Raw genomic sequence first — 14,379 nt, 5'->3', positions numbered from 1 at the left:
CGAGAACCATCGTCTCCAGCCGCCCGCGCGCCGTGCGACGAGGCCCGCGCCAGACACGACCAGCATCAGCATCGCAGCGGCACCTGCCGCCATGGTGATCCGGCCGGCATCATCGAGGAACAGGGAGCGGTGAAGATTGGTCAGCCAGCGTTCGGCCGTGTTGGGGTCCGCAGATGCAATCCCCCGGCCTGAGCCCGGATCAATGATCGCGGCTCCCGGTACACCATCCGCGAACCAGTAGGCGGTGATCCGGCCGGACGGCGCACGGCGGATCTGCTCCACTCCCGGATATGCGGTTTGAATCCGCGAGACGAGTTCAGCAACACTGAGCCCGCTCGAGGCCTGGGGAGACGCAAGCCGCTCCGCTGCCGGAAAGACCGACAGCGCCGCTCCGCTGAGCGCCAGAATCGTGATCAGGACGAGAGCCAGCAATCCCGGCCAGCGATGCAGAACGCGGAGCATGATGCGAGTTCCTTACATTTCGTACTTGAAACTGGCCACATAGCGGCGGCCGCGCGCGGGCTTGCCTGCACCCTCCGTCGTGAGCTTCACGGCGACTTCATTGGGGCTTTCGCGCATGTCCTCGACGGCAGCATCGATGTGGAGCGTGTAGCCTGCATCAAACAGCGCATCGGCCAGGTCGAGCGTGATCTTGAGCTTCCGCCCCGCGCCGACGCTGGCACCGGTGATGCCGTTGATCTGGGCAGTGTCGCCATTGGTTGCGCGATACCAGTCGGTGAGATGCTGGTAGTACTTCGACTTGCCGCCCGCCATCCACAGGCTGCCGGCATAGGCACCCTGCGGGTCGGTGACGTAGAGCGCCAGATAGGCTCCATCGCCACCATAGTTCTTGAGTGTCGCGGTCAGTGTCACGGGCCGCGCCATCGCAACACCCGGAAGCGTCAGCGCGGTTGTCAGCGCCAGCGCTGCAAGAAGAGCTTTCATGTTCGAGATACCTCGTTTGGGAGAATGACGTGAGCGATCTGGTTCAGTTCACCTGAACCTGCGGCGGCGCGCCGTTTCCGAAGAGGCCGTTCTCGGGCGGGGCGACCGTGCCTGCCGGAGCGGGATTGCGCGCCGATCCACGCCCGCAATTGCCGTCGTCACACTCATCGTCGTCATCATCATCGTCGTCGTCATCGTCGCCGTGATCGTCATCATCGTCATCGCTGGCCAGAAGGAGCAGCGCGGCGTCCGGGGTGTCATCGAATACCGCTGCAACCGGGCTGCCAACTCCGCCGGCCACACCTGGCATGGCACTCCAGGCGAAGGTTCCGAGGACGGCCGTCAGCGCGGTCGATGCAATCAGCAGGGCAAGTGATCTCTTCATGGGCAGTGTCTCCTTGGTTATGCCGTCACTCTGGAGATGCCACCTGAGATCAGCCTGACGGGCCTCAGATTTCCGCTTCAGCTTGCCGTCAGAATCAAGAAGCCCGCCGGTTCAGGGGCGGGCTTTGCGCAAGGATGTTCCGGACAGGCTGCCTGGCAGCCGTCAACGATCAGTCGTCGTCGTCATCATCTTCGTACTCGATCGCCATGACCTCAAGCGTCGCGGGATGAACCGTGACCTCGATCCGGCGCCCCTGGGAATCCCGGCCGATGATCTCGTAGCAGCCATCGTCGATCTTGATCCTGCGCACCTTCCAGCCATTTTCGGCGGCAAGGCGCGCAACGGCCTCGCGCGGCTGCCAGTCGTCCATGGGCACCGAACAATCGTCGTCGGCAAAGGCGGCCCCGGATGGCAAAAGCATCAGAAAGGCAAGAATTGTCAGATTCATATTCATGGGCCAAACTCCACAAGGCGGCCAAGCAGATTGAACCCTGCACGGGAAAGCTGACGGCATCCTGAAGCATCGTGGCGTCGTGCGTCAGGTTTCAGTCAGCCGCGGAGACCAATGAATGCCGCAATACGGAGAGAACGGGAATACCATGCGCATCCTGCTGATCGAGGACGACACCGTTCTGGGCGCCGCCGTGCGAGACCAGATCGGTGCGGACGGCCACTCGGTTGACTGGGTCACGCGCCTCGATGCGGCGAGAGATTCGATGGCAGGCACGGCCTATGAACTGGTGCTGCTCGATCTCATGCTGCCTGATGGCCGCGGCATCGGCTTCCTCAAGACACTCCGCAACCGCGGCGACGCGACCCCCGTCATCATCCTCACCGCGCTGGACCAGGTCTCCGACCGCATCGACGGGCTGAACGCGGGCGCCGACGACTGTCTCGTCAAGCCCTTCGATCTGGCCGAACTGTCAGCGCGCATCCGCTCCGTCGCACGGCGCTATGCGGGCAATCCGAATCCGATCATCTCCCATGGCACGCTCGACATCGACCTTGCGGCGCGCAGCATCCGCCGCGCCGGGAAACCGATCCAGCTGACGGCGCGCGAATGGGCCCTGTTCGAAGCCCTTCTCGCACGTCCGGGTCAATTGCTGTCCAAGGCGCAGCTCGAGGAAAAGCTCTATGCCTTCGGCGCCGAGATCGAAAGCAACACGATCGAAGTCCATGTCAGCCGCTTGCGCAAGAAACTGGGGGCAGATGTCATCGAGACGGAGCGCGGCATGGGTTATCGGCTGGGCGAACCGTGAGGCTGCCGCGCAGCCTGCAGGGGCGCCTAGGCGTCTCGCTGGGCGTACTCCTCACGCTGCTGTGGATTGCCGCAGCCTCCGTGACGGCGCTCATTCTCCGGCAGGAAATCGACGAGGTCTTCGACTCAGCACTTCAGGAAACCGCGCAGCGCCTCCTGCCGCTTGCCGTTGTCGACATCGTGGGCCGCGAAGAGGACGGCGTGAACCAGCGCCTCGGCACCATCCGCGAGCACGAAGAATATCTGACCTATATCGTGCGTGATGAGAGTGGGCGGGTGTTGCTGCAGTCGCACGCTGCGGACCCTGCCCTGTTCCCTGCCTACGACAGTCCGGGTTTCCGCCAGACTGCGGCGTACAGGATCTACAACGATGATGCCTTGCAGGGCAGCATCCGGATCTCCGTTGCGGAACCTCTTGCGCACCGCGCGGCAATCGCTCGTGAGATCGAGATGGTGCTGGGCCTGCCCATTCTGATCGTCATCCCACTCGCCTTGCTGGCCATCTTCCTGGCCGTGCGGGCGGGACTCTCATCGCTTCATCGCTTTCAGGACCGGCTCCAGGCTCGTGGCGCGCGAGACCTCTCGCCCGTTCCTTCTGCCGGACTGCCTTCCGAGATCGCTCCGCTCGCCGACACCATGAACGGACTTCTCGAACGGCTGAAGGCAGCCTTCGATGCCGAGCGCAGCTTTGCCGCCAATGCTGCTCACGAACTGCGAACGCCGCTAGCCGGCGCCATCGCGCAGGCGCAGAGGCTGCAGGCCGAAACGGCGGATGCCAGCGCGCGGCAAAGGGCAGCCGACATCGAGGCATCTCTGAAGCGGCTGACGCGGATGGCCGAACGCCTGCTGCAGCTGGCGCGTGCCGAAGGCGGACCCTTGCGGCTCGATAGCAGCACAGACTTGCGTAGAATCGCCGACATCATATTGGCAGACCTTGAACGGCTCTGCGGACCGGATCGCATCATCACTCACTTCCCGCTGCATCCGGTGCTTTCCGATCTCGATCCCGATGCCTTCGGGATCATCTGCCGGAACCTGGTCGAGAATGCCTTGCGTCACGGATCGCCGGCAGAGCCGGTCGATGTCACCCTGGAAGACGATGGGACGTTCCGCGTGGCGAATGGGGGACCCGTGATTGAACCCTATATACTCGCCCACCTGACTGAACGGTTCCGGCGCGATGGCCAAGGCAAGGATGGCACAGGTCTCGGCCTCGCGATCGTGGCTGCCATCGCGGACCGGATTTCGACAGAACTCATCCTGCAGTCACCCCGTCGTGGAAGTTCTACTGGCTTTGAGGCATCCATACGTTTGCCGGTCATTGCTCAAGCCGAACAGACTCTTTGACCAGCAAGAAATGCCCACAGCGCACATCGGTCACTTGTCCATCACCTACTTTCAAAACGAATACCGAATTCCGAGGCCCAATCGCAAATCCAGGTTCGAGGTCTGTTCATCGCTCAACGATTGCTCTTCCCAAAGCACAGCAGTTTCCCCGGCAATCGTCCAATGGCTGGTCACGTCGTAGCTCAGGGCCAATGAAGGCATCAGCAACAGCTGCCGCAAGTCCGTATCATTGCCCGTTCGATAGGCCAGCCTGAACTGCGGAGACAGCCGCCAGAGGTCACTCAGGGGATAGCGGAGGACTGCATCTGCAATGTAGCTCCGGTAAGTCTCGTTCTCGACAGCGGTCAGACCAAATCCCGCGTAGTCACCTTCGGTGAAGACATTCGACCCGTCGACCCGTCCCCAGATGTAATATTCGAGGCCCGGAGATGGCACTGAACCGACTCCCCCCGAAGCGGGCGTGCCGGAATAATTCGCGAGCGTTCCCTCGAGCGAGACGGTCCAGTCATCCGACAGGGCATAGGTAAAGCCGAGCGTGGCAGTCGCCGCCGTTGCCGTGCGGTCGACGGCCAGAGTTTCCACCCGATTGGTTCCGTAGATGTCGAAGAGTTCCGAGAGCGACCCCACCGGCTGGCCAAGCAGGGCATTGGATGTCAGAAGGAAGGGAACGCGGCGGTAGTCCAGGCCCGCATAGACAGACAGTTCCGCGAACGGATTCCACGTGGCTGACACATGGCCGGACTGAACGCGGCGCGCCTGCTGCATCGCGAAGGCATCTCGTTTCGACTGTTCGAAGCGCGCGATCGACTTGGCGGTCGCATCCTGACCGTTGATGAGAACGGAAGCCAGGCTGAAGATGGCTTTGACCTCGGTCCTTCATGGTTCTGGCCCGAGATGCAGCCTGCCATCGGCAACCTTGTCGCCGAGCTCGGCCTTCGGGCTTTTGCCCAGTACAGCAGGGGCGATACACTCTTCGAGCGCGCGGCGCGCGAAGGGCCGAGCCGCCTGCCCGGCATGGCGCAGCAACCGCAGTCGATGCGGTTGGCCGGTGGCAGTGCCGCACTGATCCGCGTACTGGCCTCAGGGCTGCCGGACAGCGCGCTGAATACCAGCGCCGCCGTGACCGGGTTGCGCCTGACAAACTTTGGGATCGACGTGACCATCGCGAGGGATGACCGGCAGCCGGAACACATCAGCTTCGACCAGGTGATCGCCGCGATGCCGCCGCGCCTTCTGGCCACCGCCGTCCGGTTGGACCCCGCGCCCGATCCAGCCACACTCGATCTCTGGCAAGGCACACCCACATGGATGGCACCGCATGCGAAATTCTTCGCCGTCTACGATCGCCCCTTCTGGCGCGATGCGGGCTTTTCTGGCACGGCGCAGAGCATGGTCGGCCCGCTCGCCGAGATCCATGACGCCACCACCGCCTCGGGCAAGGCAGCACTCTTTGGCTTTGTCGGCATCCCGGCCGCCCAGCGAAAGAGCATCGGGCAGGAGATCCTCATCCGTGCCGCAGTCCAGCAACTCATCCGCATGTTCGGCATTGAAGCGGGTCTCCCGCGCGCCACCCTTCTGAAGGACTGGGCCGCTGACCGGCTGACGGCGACTTCGGCGGATCTTACCGCTGCCGGCCATCCGTCCGCTGCCGGCACAGAGTGGGTCACCGGGGCGTGGGCAGGTCGCTTGCTGTTGGCAGGAAGTGAGACCAGCGAAACAGAGCCCGGCTACCTGAACGGAGCGGTCGAAGCCTCGAAGCGTGTTGCACAGGCGTTTTGTGACCGCAATTAATCTCAACACAAGAGCCTGGCCCCACGGACGTGGCGACGATCCGCTGCTTAGCCTCAGGCGTCCATCGACGACGCGCCCGTCGCAATCACCTCAAGGTGGGAAATCCTCGGCATGGTCGTATGGTCAGTAATGCGCCTAGGGATCGTCAGCAGTGTCAGCGAACGCCACGGCTCCGCTCACATGGGAGTCAGTCCCCGCGCCAGCACATGCCAGCAGAGTTCAGTGGGTTAGCACATTGACGAAACAGCCACGGCGTATCCATTGTGAGTGTATTGCGGTGCAGCTCAACGCTGCACCGCGCTTGATCAGACCCGATCGCCGCTCAGCATCGCTTCTGTCATGTCAGCCAATACACCACTCACGCAGCCGCGGTTATGTGGCGCGCTGGAGAGCAGCTTTTTCATCAAAGGAGTCTGGCGCTTTTCTGGAAGGCTGCGGAAATCACGTTCCGAAGCGAGCTTCCCAAGGAAGTTCGAGAAGCCGTTCTCGCGTCCCGCATCTGCCTTCTTCAGCTTCTCGGGCGATGCCGTGTAGATGGCGACGCCTTCCTTGATGGTTTCCGCAATCTTGATCTGATCGATGGTGTCGGCGTCCACAGCCGTTGGATCTTCGGTGAGAATCACGAAGTCGGCAAGCTTGCCCTTCTCGATCGAACCTTTCGTGGCTTCTTCGAAATGTTGCCACGCGGGCCAGATGGTCATCGCCTTCAGCGCTGTGATGACATCCACGCGCTGATCGGGCCCAAGGATATCGCCGGAACGGGTGCGGCGCGTGACGGTTGAGTCCAATGTGCGCATGGTGTCCGGAAAGGCCACTGGCGCATCGGTGTGGGTGGAGAACATCGCGCCGCGATTGCGATACCAGCCGGTGGGGGAGATATTGTCAGCGCCGACGGGCCCTACGGTGTGGTCGCGGTGCCAGTCACCCCAGTAGAAGGTGTGCATCGGGAACAGCGAGGGGAATACGCCAAGGTCCACAAAGGACTGCACCTGGTCTTCCCGCTGGAACTGGCCATGGATCAGCACGGGGCGGAGATCGGATTTCCCGTGCTTCTTCTGCGCCTCCCGCAAGGCTGCAATCAGCACGTCGCTCGAGGCTTCGCCGTTTGAATGGGAAAGCAGCTGAATGTTATTCGCATAAGCCCAGTCAACGGTTTCGAACACTTGTTCAGGCGTCACTGCCGGGTAGCCGGAATAGCCCGGCTTGAAGTTTCCAACGGGATCAAAGTAAGGCTTGTCACGCCAGGCGGTGAAGCCCTGTGGGGAGCCGTCGATTGTCAGTTTACCCCCGCCCTGACGGAAGCGATTGGTGTATGTCATGCTGATGTTGGATTTGACGTAATCGCGGTCGACCATGACGTCACCATAAGCAACCACGTCGATCTTGAAGCCGCCCTGATCCGCAACGGCCTTCAGCACTTTCGACACGCCCGTTACCGAGCGGCCTTCCTGAGCTGTCGTGTAGCCGAAGGAGGCCCACAAATCAGCTCCTGCCTTAGCCAGCACCGTCATGCCCCTGGGGCCGACATTCTTGAAAATCTTCGGAATGGCGCCAAACCAGGCCGACTCCTCGATGATGCCGCTCGGCTCCTGGCTTCCCTCCTTGCGGCGGATGACGCCACCCGCAGGATCAGGGGTCTCGGCTGTATATCCGATCACATCGATGCACTTGGTGTTACATGCACCTATGTGTCCCGACTGATGCACGATGAGGACCGGAATGTCCTTCGACACCTCGTCGAGTTCTTCCTTCGTTGGTGGGCGAAGTTCCTTCAACTGCGAATCATCATAGCCGAATCCCATGATGAGGTTCGCACCTGTCACTGTCTCCTTGTTCGCCTCGGCCCAGGCGCGCAGCGTATTCTGGATGTCCGCGATGCTGGTAATCTCGCCGTCTGGCGGCGGCAGCATGTTGGCGCTGAGCGCCTGGAGACCACCCATCATCATGTGGCCGTGCGGATCGACAAAACCGGGCAGCATGGTTCTGCCCCCGAGATCAACCATCCTGGTTTTGTCATTCTTGAGCTTCATCAGGTCCGCAGATGTGCCTGCGGCCATAATGCGCCCGCCCTTGACGGCCACGACCTCAACGCGGGGGTTTGCATCGTTCATGGTAAGGATCGGGCCACCCGAATAGATGATGTCGGCCATGTCAGCGGCCAGTGCCGGACGAATGGCGAGAGCCGTGGAGGCAAAAAGCATGAATGTGCGTCGGTTGATCATTGTCGGCTCCTCAGCTGTCCGGGCTGCGTGTTGTCAATTTTTGGTTGGAAACAGGAATGTCACGGCAAGGCGGGCTCCCCAGCCATGCGGCCCAGAGTCAGAGCTTTCCACATAATAGCGTACGCCTGCTGCAAGGCTGACGGGCTGTGTCCCGAATGTCAACAGCTTGCTCACGATACCATTCACCGGAACAGTCCACTCTTCTGTTTCCCAGTTATAGGTGGTTTCGGTGTTGAGCGAGAACGTCCAGGCATCTGGAGTCGTGTATGACAGGAAAGGCTGAATGAACGTGGCATTTACATCAGTACGATCATCATCGCCGGCAAAGGACCAGATGTGGTTTGCGAGCGCGCCATAGGTCCATCCACCCGTCTGCTTGAGAACCACGCCCGTGGGACCTGCGCCCCATTTCTCGCTTGAAAGGAGATCATCTGACAAGCCGCCTGTCGGAACCAAGAACACAGGCCCCGCACCCCAGATAATGCCGCTCGGGCCAGGGGATGCAGGAGAGAAAAACAGGCTCTGAACAGTGTCTCCGAGGCCGAACTGATCGCCTGCACCTGGGAATATGTCATCCTGGCTGACGATTGGGACGATGGTCCGGGAGATGACGTTCCAGTCGTCATTGAGCGAGATCGGGATCACGGGCTGTATGTTCAGCGTCAGCCGATGACCCTCCTCTTCGGGACCGATGTTCTGATCGTAGTTGAACTGAAAGGGTACACTGATCAAGGACGCGATCGGATTGGACAGTTCCTGCGCCAGTGATGCGTCCTCGGCAATCGCCTGGGCGCAAGTGGCAATTACCAACGATACGCAGCATACCAGAAGTTTCCCTAGCCGCATTTGAGTTGTCCTCGTCTTTGGTTTGAGTTGGGTGTTCTTTGTTGCAGACTTACTCTGTAACCGGAGTTCGCCACCATGGCATTTTCTATTCCAGAATCACCTGCTGTAGCGGCGGCGAGTAGCATCGCACCTACAACGAGGGAGGAGCCGACCAGGACAGTCAGCCTGTACTTGGCGTTCTTCGGTGCCGTAACACTGTAGCGGCCATACCGCAGATAATCGAGGGACATCTTCGGCATCTTTCTCGATGTCACCGGCCGTAAACAAGCCGAAGAAGGCCACGAGCTTCTTGCGGGGGAAATGAGCCATCGCGTGAAAAACCTGCTGGCGATTGCAACAAGCTTGACCACCATTACATCGCGCTCGGCATCGACGATCAGCGATATGACTACTCATCTAACCCAGCGCCTCACTGCACTGGGACGGGCGCATGATCTCGTCCGGTCCCTGCCCAACAGCGAGGTGAAAGCAGTCCTTCTCGGTGATCTGTTGTCAGTGTTGCTCACGCCCTACGACGAATCGGCAGCTTTTTCTGGACGCATCCGTGTGGCGGTTCCTCGCATGGGAGTTGGAGAGAGTACGGCCAATACGCTGGCGATGATTGTGCATGAGCTTGCCACCAATTCGGTCAAACACGGAGCCCTGTCGGCTGATACCGGTTCACTTGATATTTCCAGCACGATCAATGTAGATCATATCCATCTGATCTGGGTCGAAACCGGAAGCCCGCCCGTGGAGGAGCCTGCCGAGCTACACGGTTATGGCAGCAAGATGGTTGCAAGAAGCATCTCAAGTCAGCTTCACGGTGCCATTGAATATGATTGGCAACCGAGCGGACTGGTGGTGACGTTGCGCATGAAGAAAGACCGCCTTTCAGGCTGAGTTGCCAGGCCTGTTGTCTCGCGTTTGGGGTCGCCACGTACCACCAAACCGTTATCGGCCCCTTGGTCAGCAGTTTGTCGACCACGCCGGAAGCTGCACTATCACCACAGCCGCCCCAGTTGCGCCGAAAAAACTGACGGCGGCAGCTTCGTGCGAAGCCGCAATGGCCGCGTGGTGAAACGTTCCACCGTCCAGCGCCCGGATGACTGGGCTAGAAATTGATAACTCCGCCAAACGCGACACCCTGCTGGATGACGTCGTAGACGAAACCATCGTCCTCATAATCAACACCGAGCGCCCGATAACCGAGGACCGTCGAGAACTTTTCGGTCCACTGGTATCCGACGCCGCCCATGACATCCCAATTGAGATCCGAGCCCACGCCGAAGCCACCGACCATTCCCCATCCGGTGAAATAAACCGGCGTCGTCGTATCGATGCGCGCCTTGATGCCCACCATGGGATCAACCCATGAGGCACCATCGGAACCGCTGACTGCCTTGCTCCACGTGAGTTCTTGCTCCGGGGTGGCCAACGTCAAGCTGGCGCGGGCTTCAATGTCATTGTCGATATGCCAGTAACGCGCGCCCGCCATCAGATCCAAGGTCACATTATCCGAGTCGACCGCCCGCCATTGTCCCATAAAAGTGCCAAAGAACTCTGTGATATCAGCCGAGGCGCTCACCTCCGCTGTCGCGCCAAACTGCTCGAATATGTCGCGTTCAAGGGAACGTGATCTCGATTTGCCGGCTGAGAGACTTGTATAATTGAGGTCCACGAACACGCCCCAGGTCCCATTATGGGCCTCGGCGACGGCCATGGCCGCAAAGTCGAGATTTTCGAGTATATCCGAGAACGGAATGTCGACATCCACTGGACCACGGCCGAAGACGCCCACGTCGCCGCTGAGTCCCACGCCCCACGCGTATGGCGCGAGCGTGAAGCGCCACTCACTTGTATCAGGAAGTGGCGCCAGGTCTGCCGCGGCGGCGGGCGTCACGCTGGCAGACGCCAACAGCAGCGTGCAGGTCAATGTCAGGCTTGCGTTCCTCAATTTCATATCCAATTACCCAAGCCCCATGAGTGCATAATGATTGGAACAAGCATGCGTGGTTTGCGCACGCTTTGCAAGTGCGCGCACGCCACCTTCGCAAGAGATTGTGACAGACGTAGCAAAGTAACGGTAATACTTCCCAGCCATCAGGACGTACAATTCCGTCTCACCACCTGAGTTGCGGAAATGGCGATAATAGTTGCCCGTCCAACGACTGTTGGAGCGCACTAGTCCCACCCCACCTCCGACCATTGCCCTGCGGCCTGCGTTGCGGCCAGTATTGCGGTTGCTGCGCGCCATGCTACCAACGGCCGCTGCGGTGAGAGCACCTGCGGCCGTTGTGCGTCGCGTGCGCCGGTCGGCATTCTGGCAAGTCGAACGTCACGTCCGGCAGGTCTTAAACGGGACCTTCGACTGGTTCGACGGCAACGTCTATCAGATCGATCCGCTTTCTGTCAGGTCGGAATCGGCGAGTTCTGCGCCAAGAAGCCGGGTGGTTGACTCAGAGCCATAATTCTTGAGCGGCCTTGCCGCCAAAGCGATGCGCACGGTCTTTAGGATTGAAATGCCACAACTGGTTCCAAGGCCCTCACAGGGAATTGATCACTATCTTGAAAGTCGGCGGACGTCCGATACGCGGCCGTCGCTGGAGCGGAGGGCAATTTCTAACCGTCTTCCGTTGCGCGTGCCACGATAGACAAAGTACCTTCCCCGGCAATCCATGCGGCGGATGTCGCGGAAGCCGCGATTGCGCAGCAGGCGTTCACCCTCCCAACACGTGATACCTCGCCCGTTGTTGAGGCTACTACCAATAGTGATGTCTATTGTAACCGCTTCTGCTGTCGTGGGGATGACTGCAGGCGTGAGCAACAGACCAAGCGTGATGGCCAGCGGGGCAAAAACTCGGGAAATCATGTTTCTCTCCTGTGGAATTATTACAGCTCGTATAATTTTCTAGCACGCTTGTCTCGTTCAGCATCGGACGCTGCAATAGCAGACTTCAAGTGCTGGTTGGCGACTGGCCTGCGAGTGCCTTGCGGAGCTCGCCCTCTTTGGTTTCGTCGAACGAGGTCTTCATTACGGTACCGCCGAGGCCGTTGAGATACACGAGAACCTTGTCCGCCGTCATCTTGCGGATCAGCAGGAAGAGTCCTGCCGTTCCCGGCCGCAGGGCGCTTGCCGAATCCTTCATGAATTGATCATTGATCCCGACGTCCGTGAGCTTGCCGCCCAGTGCGCCGGATCCTGCGCCGACGGCTGCACCCAGCAGCGGATTCAGGAATAACAAACCGATTATGGATCCCCACATCGCTCCTGAAGCAGCCCCGGCAGCCGTCGTATTCATAAGCTGGTTGAGTTTGATTCTGCCTTTGTCATCCTTTACTGCAACAACGGCATCGCCAAGATCGATCAGATACTCTTTCTGCATTTCGAGGACCTTCTCGCGGACCTCTTCAGCTCTCTGTTCTGACGGGAATGCGATGAAAACGAGATCACTCATGTGTATATTCCTACTCTGTTGATCCATGGCTAGACCTTGGCACGCCACCGGTGCACATGGACATCGCTTGATTTCTATGCTGTCCCACGAACGTATGTTCTTGGGAATCAGTCTCACGTTTTATTTTCAGCGCGGGTTGGCATTAGTACTCATGATCCAGAGGCTTGCTGCCTAACGCGGCAACCAGACTTTCCCGCGGCAGGAACTGGCTGCGATCAAAGACCTTCCCGAAACCGGACAGTTCCGGCGCATCGCCGGGCAGCGGTGCGGCGCCGAGCACGAAGTCCGCCAACTGTTCCTTGGTCGCGGCGACATGGACCGCCTCTGCTGTCTCGACCGTCGAGATGATCAGTACGCCATTGCGCAGCTGGACCCGGTGCATTGCCGGATCGCCCTCCACGGCCATGGTGAAGCTGAGGCGCTGGTCCCCCGCCGCCGCCGGATCGACAAGATGGCGCAGGTATTGCAGCACCGATAAAACCGGCGCATCCGTCAACTGCGACTTCTGCGGCGTTCCCAGCACCCGTCGGAGCAGGTCGATCGTGACCGGCTGGCCCAAGGCCAGCATGCCACCTTCCAGCTGCAGCGCTTCTGTAATATAGAAACCTCGGGCATTGGCCGCAGTCGTCCGCTGGCCGAGCGCGCGGGCCGCGACAATGCGTGCCGCACGCGCGGCCTGATCGTCCGGATCGAGCGTCATCAGAAGCGACGTCAGCTTCAATCCCCAGCGCCAATTCTCGAGACCACCTTCGGCAACCGCCGTTGTGGCGGCCTGCCGTACGGCTTCGGCGCCGCCCATGCCTGCCACGAGCCGGGCGGCCTCTTCCCGCTCGCCCAGGGGGTTGATGGCGTAGACATCGCTGCCGAACCAGCCGCGCTGGTGCGCCCACACGGCCCGGACATGGCTTTCGACCTGACCGTAAAGCTCTGCGCCGTCGCGCAAACCGGGCGACATGGTAATCGCCTCTGCCGCCTGTCGGGCTTCGAGGCCGTGCGAGATCAGCCGGATCGTCTGATCGAGGATCTGCTGGACTTGATCCACGGTACGCTCGATGGCCGCCTGCACCGCCGCTTGCCCCTTGATCGGGGCGTTGTGGATGTCGAGCAGCATCTCGGCATCCTTGCTTTCCAGCCAGCGCGCATCGTCAATGAAGACGGCCGGGTCGCGGATGGGTCCACCGCGCAGGGTGTAGATGTTGAAGATCAAGGGTGTCACCATGAAGTTGGTGACGAGCAGTTTGCGGTTGGGGAACCAGAAACCAACGCTGCAGGTGGTGTCGGACCGGTTGGGCGCCACTTCGATCTCTTCACCGGCAATCGTCAACTGGATGATCTGCCCATTGGGGAACGTCTTTTGCGGCGGCTGGTAGCTGCTATCCCCCGTGAGCTTTTCCGGGCCGAAGCCGAGCACGTTGGGAAATCCGTCGGGCCCACTTCGGGGATGCAGGATCCCGAACTGTGCGATTGCTCGCGACTGCCCCACGCCCCGGAAGGGGGTGAGGCCGCCTTCGGCCGCCAGGTTGGCGTCAAGACGTTCGTGCCCCCAGGTCTCCGTCCCCTCGTCGCGCCAAGGCGCCTGAGCGGACGCGTAGTGCCAGTGGGTGAAGAGGATGGCGGCGACCCGGATCTGGCCACCGACCGCTTCTTCCAGCATCGCCCGCATTTCCGCGGCGAGCTGTGTGGTGTCAGCGGTGTCGATGATGATCCAGCCGCCCGGGGCGTCCAGCGCATAGGTTTGCGCAATCCCAAAGCCACGCAGGGCGTAAACCCCCGGCGCGACCTGAGCGGCCACCTTGCGATCCGCTCCCATTCTTTCGTTGACCGTGAACGTTTCTGCTGCCGCGATGATGCCGTCAGGATTGGTGACAGGCTGCTCGCGGAGTGACTGGCTGCGCCAGATCGGTCCCACGCTTTCCGTGCCCTGCGCGCGGGCAACGGTCGGGACTGTGAGGGCGGGCGCGCCGAGTGTGAAGAGCGCCCCTGCCGCGGGCGCGGCGGTCAGAAGGTTGCGGCGGGTGGTCATGACGGTTTCTCCCTTCGCCGCCGGGGCGGCCCGATCAGCACATGCAGATTCATGGCTCGCTTGAGATTCTGACGCACCACCATGCTGGCGCGCAGCAGTTTCCGCAAAAGTGTATCCCGCTTTCC

At 60.7% G+C, this 14,379-nt stretch carries 14 protein-coding genes; 4 read left to right on the top strand and 10 right to left on the bottom strand.

Annotated features, from left to right (window positions below; translation table 11 throughout):
* From ACEW8Q_RS14250 to ACEW8Q_RS14235, 4 genes are all read right to left on the bottom strand, one after another.
* Positions 1 to 462 (bottom strand): PepSY domain-containing protein (locus ACEW8Q_RS14250; RefSeq protein ID WP_373504713.1); only part of this gene is annotated, 462 nt, incomplete at its 3' end.
* Between the two features lie 12 nt (positions 463 to 474).
* Positions 475 to 945, bottom strand: a complete 471-nt coding sequence (locus tag ACEW8Q_RS14245) for a DUF2271 domain-containing protein (protein WP_373504712.1) — start codon at positions 943 to 945, stop codon at positions 475 to 477.
* Positions 946 to 988: 43 nt separating this feature from the next.
* Positions 989 to 1,330: a hypothetical protein gene (locus ACEW8Q_RS14240; RefSeq protein WP_373504711.1), complete on the bottom strand. Its 342-nt coding sequence runs from the start codon at positions 1,328 to 1,330 to the stop codon at positions 989 to 991.
* Positions 1,331 to 1,499: 169 nt separating this feature from the next.
* On the bottom strand, positions 1,500 to 1,784 hold the full coding sequence (locus tag ACEW8Q_RS14235) for a PepSY domain-containing protein (RefSeq protein WP_373504710.1): 285 nt from the start codon (positions 1,782 to 1,784) through the stop codon (positions 1,500 to 1,502).
* A gap of 145 nt (positions 1,785 to 1,929) precedes the next feature.
* On the opposite strand from ACEW8Q_RS14235, the gene ACEW8Q_RS14230 reads away from it, so the two are divergent.
* Both ACEW8Q_RS14230 and ACEW8Q_RS14225 read left to right on the top strand, forming a co-directional pair.
* Positions 1,930 to 2,589: a response regulator transcription factor gene (locus ACEW8Q_RS14230; protein ID WP_373504719.1), complete on the top strand. Its 660-nt coding sequence runs from the start codon at positions 1,930 to 1,932 to the stop codon at positions 2,587 to 2,589.
* A complete protein-coding gene (locus tag ACEW8Q_RS14225; RefSeq protein WP_373504709.1) occupies positions 2,586 to 3,935 on the top strand; it encodes an ATP-binding protein in 1,350 nt (449 codons plus the stop codon). Before ACEW8Q_RS14230 ends, ACEW8Q_RS14225 begins: the two co-directional genes overlap by 4 nt.
* A 51-nt stretch (positions 3,936 to 3,986) precedes the next feature.
* Here ACEW8Q_RS14225 and ACEW8Q_RS14220 read toward each other — a convergent pair whose 3' ends face one another.
* Positions 3,987 to 4,700: a hypothetical protein gene (locus ACEW8Q_RS14220; protein WP_373504708.1), complete on the bottom strand. Its 714-nt coding sequence runs from the start codon at positions 4,698 to 4,700 to the stop codon at positions 3,987 to 3,989.
* On the opposite strand from ACEW8Q_RS14220, the gene ACEW8Q_RS14215 reads away from it, so the two are divergent.
* Entirely contained in the window at positions 4,668 to 5,726 is a 1,059-nt protein-coding gene (locus tag ACEW8Q_RS14215; protein WP_373504707.1) for a flavin monoamine oxidase family protein, read from the top strand. The genes ACEW8Q_RS14220 and ACEW8Q_RS14215 overlap by 33 nt on opposite strands.
* A gap of 305 nt (positions 5,727 to 6,031) precedes the next feature.
* Here the strand turns inward: ACEW8Q_RS14215 and ACEW8Q_RS14210 are convergent, their stop codons facing one another.
* Complete coding sequence (locus ACEW8Q_RS14210) at positions 6,032 to 7,948, bottom strand: amidohydrolase (protein ID WP_373504706.1); 1,917 nt, start codon at positions 7,946 to 7,948, stop codon at positions 6,032 to 6,034.
* A 33-nt stretch (positions 7,949 to 7,981) separates the two neighbouring features.
* Complete coding sequence (locus ACEW8Q_RS14205) at positions 7,982 to 8,794, bottom strand: transporter (RefSeq protein WP_373504705.1); 813 nt, start codon at positions 8,792 to 8,794, stop codon at positions 7,982 to 7,984.
* A gap of 300 nt (positions 8,795 to 9,094) precedes the next feature.
* On the opposite strand from ACEW8Q_RS14205, the gene ACEW8Q_RS14200 reads away from it, so the two are divergent.
* Positions 9,095 to 9,676: a sensor histidine kinase gene (locus ACEW8Q_RS14200; RefSeq protein ID WP_373504704.1), complete on the top strand. Its 582-nt coding sequence runs from the start codon at positions 9,095 to 9,097 to the stop codon at positions 9,674 to 9,676.
* Between the two features lie 211 nt (positions 9,677 to 9,887).
* Here ACEW8Q_RS14200 and ACEW8Q_RS14195 read toward each other — a convergent pair whose 3' ends face one another.
* The 3 genes from ACEW8Q_RS14195 to ACEW8Q_RS14185 all read right to left on the bottom strand — a co-directional run bounded on the left by ACEW8Q_RS14195 (position 9,888) and on the right by ACEW8Q_RS14185 (position 14,254).
* Positions 9,888 to 10,736, bottom strand: coding sequence for a hypothetical protein (locus ACEW8Q_RS14195; protein WP_373504703.1), 849 nt, complete (start codon positions 10,734 to 10,736; stop codon positions 9,888 to 9,890).
* A 994-nt stretch (positions 10,737 to 11,730) separates the two neighbouring features.
* The gene (locus tag ACEW8Q_RS14190; protein ID WP_373504702.1) at positions 11,731 to 12,231 is read right to left on the bottom strand and encodes a DUF1269 domain-containing protein; all 501 of its coding nucleotides are present in this window, start codon (positions 12,229 to 12,231) and stop codon (positions 11,731 to 11,733) included.
* A gap of 142 nt (positions 12,232 to 12,373) precedes the next feature.
* Entirely contained in the window at positions 12,374 to 14,254 is a 1,881-nt protein-coding gene (locus tag ACEW8Q_RS14185; RefSeq protein WP_373504701.1) for an alkyl sulfatase dimerization domain-containing protein, read from the bottom strand.
* Positions 14,255 to 14,379 lie beyond the last annotated feature (125 nt).

This window comes from Aestuariivirga sp. (assembly GCF_041738905.1).
Lineage (GTDB): Bacteria > Pseudomonadota > Alphaproteobacteria > Rhizobiales > Aestuariivirgaceae > Aestuariivirga.
The sequence above is the reverse complement of the archived record's forward strand: the minus strand, read 5'-3'. Positions and strand labels throughout refer to the sequence as shown.

What these genes read in the sequence shown, in the direction of transcription:
- ACEW8Q_RS14215 (WP_373504707.1), top strand. Translation starts at nt 4,668, where the DNA reads ATGGCCGGACTGAACGCGGCGCGCCTGCTGCATCGCGAAGGCATCTCG.
- ACEW8Q_RS14200 (WP_373504704.1), top strand. Translation starts at nt 9,095, where the DNA reads ATGAGCCATCGCGTGAAAAACCTGCTGGCGATTGCAACAAGCTTGACC.
- ACEW8Q_RS14210 (WP_373504706.1), bottom strand. Translation starts at nt 7,948, where the DNA reads ATGATCAACCGACGCACATTCATGCTTTTTGCCTCCACGGCTCTCGCC.
- ACEW8Q_RS14220 (WP_373504708.1), bottom strand. Translation starts at nt 4,700, where the DNA reads ATGCAGCAGGCGCGCCGCGTTCAGTCCGGCCATGTGTCAGCCACGTGG.
- ACEW8Q_RS14185 (WP_373504701.1), bottom strand. Translation starts at nt 14,254, where the DNA reads ATGACCACCCGCCGCAACCTTCTGACCGCCGCGCCCGCGGCAGGGGCG.
- ACEW8Q_RS14195 (WP_373504703.1), bottom strand. Translation starts at nt 10,736, where the DNA reads ATGAAATTGAGGAACGCAAGCCTGACATTGACCTGCACGCTGCTGTTG.
- ACEW8Q_RS14240 (WP_373504711.1), bottom strand. Translation starts at nt 1,330, where the DNA reads ATGAAGAGATCACTTGCCCTGCTGATTGCATCGACCGCGCTGACGGCC.
- ACEW8Q_RS14205 (WP_373504705.1), bottom strand. Translation starts at nt 8,794, where the DNA reads ATGCGGCTAGGGAAACTTCTGGTATGCTGCGTATCGTTGGTAATTGCC.
- ACEW8Q_RS14235 (WP_373504710.1), bottom strand. Translation starts at nt 1,784, where the DNA reads ATGAATATGAATCTGACAATTCTTGCCTTTCTGATGCTTTTGCCATCC.
- ACEW8Q_RS14230 (WP_373504719.1), top strand. Translation starts at nt 1,930, where the DNA reads ATGCGCATCCTGCTGATCGAGGACGACACCGTTCTGGGCGCCGCCGTG.
- ACEW8Q_RS14245 (WP_373504712.1), bottom strand. Translation starts at nt 945, where the DNA reads ATGAAAGCTCTTCTTGCAGCGCTGGCGCTGACAACCGCGCTGACGCTT.
- ACEW8Q_RS14190 (WP_373504702.1), bottom strand. Translation starts at nt 12,231, where the DNA reads ATGAGTGATCTCGTTTTCATCGCATTCCCGTCAGAACAGAGAGCTGAA.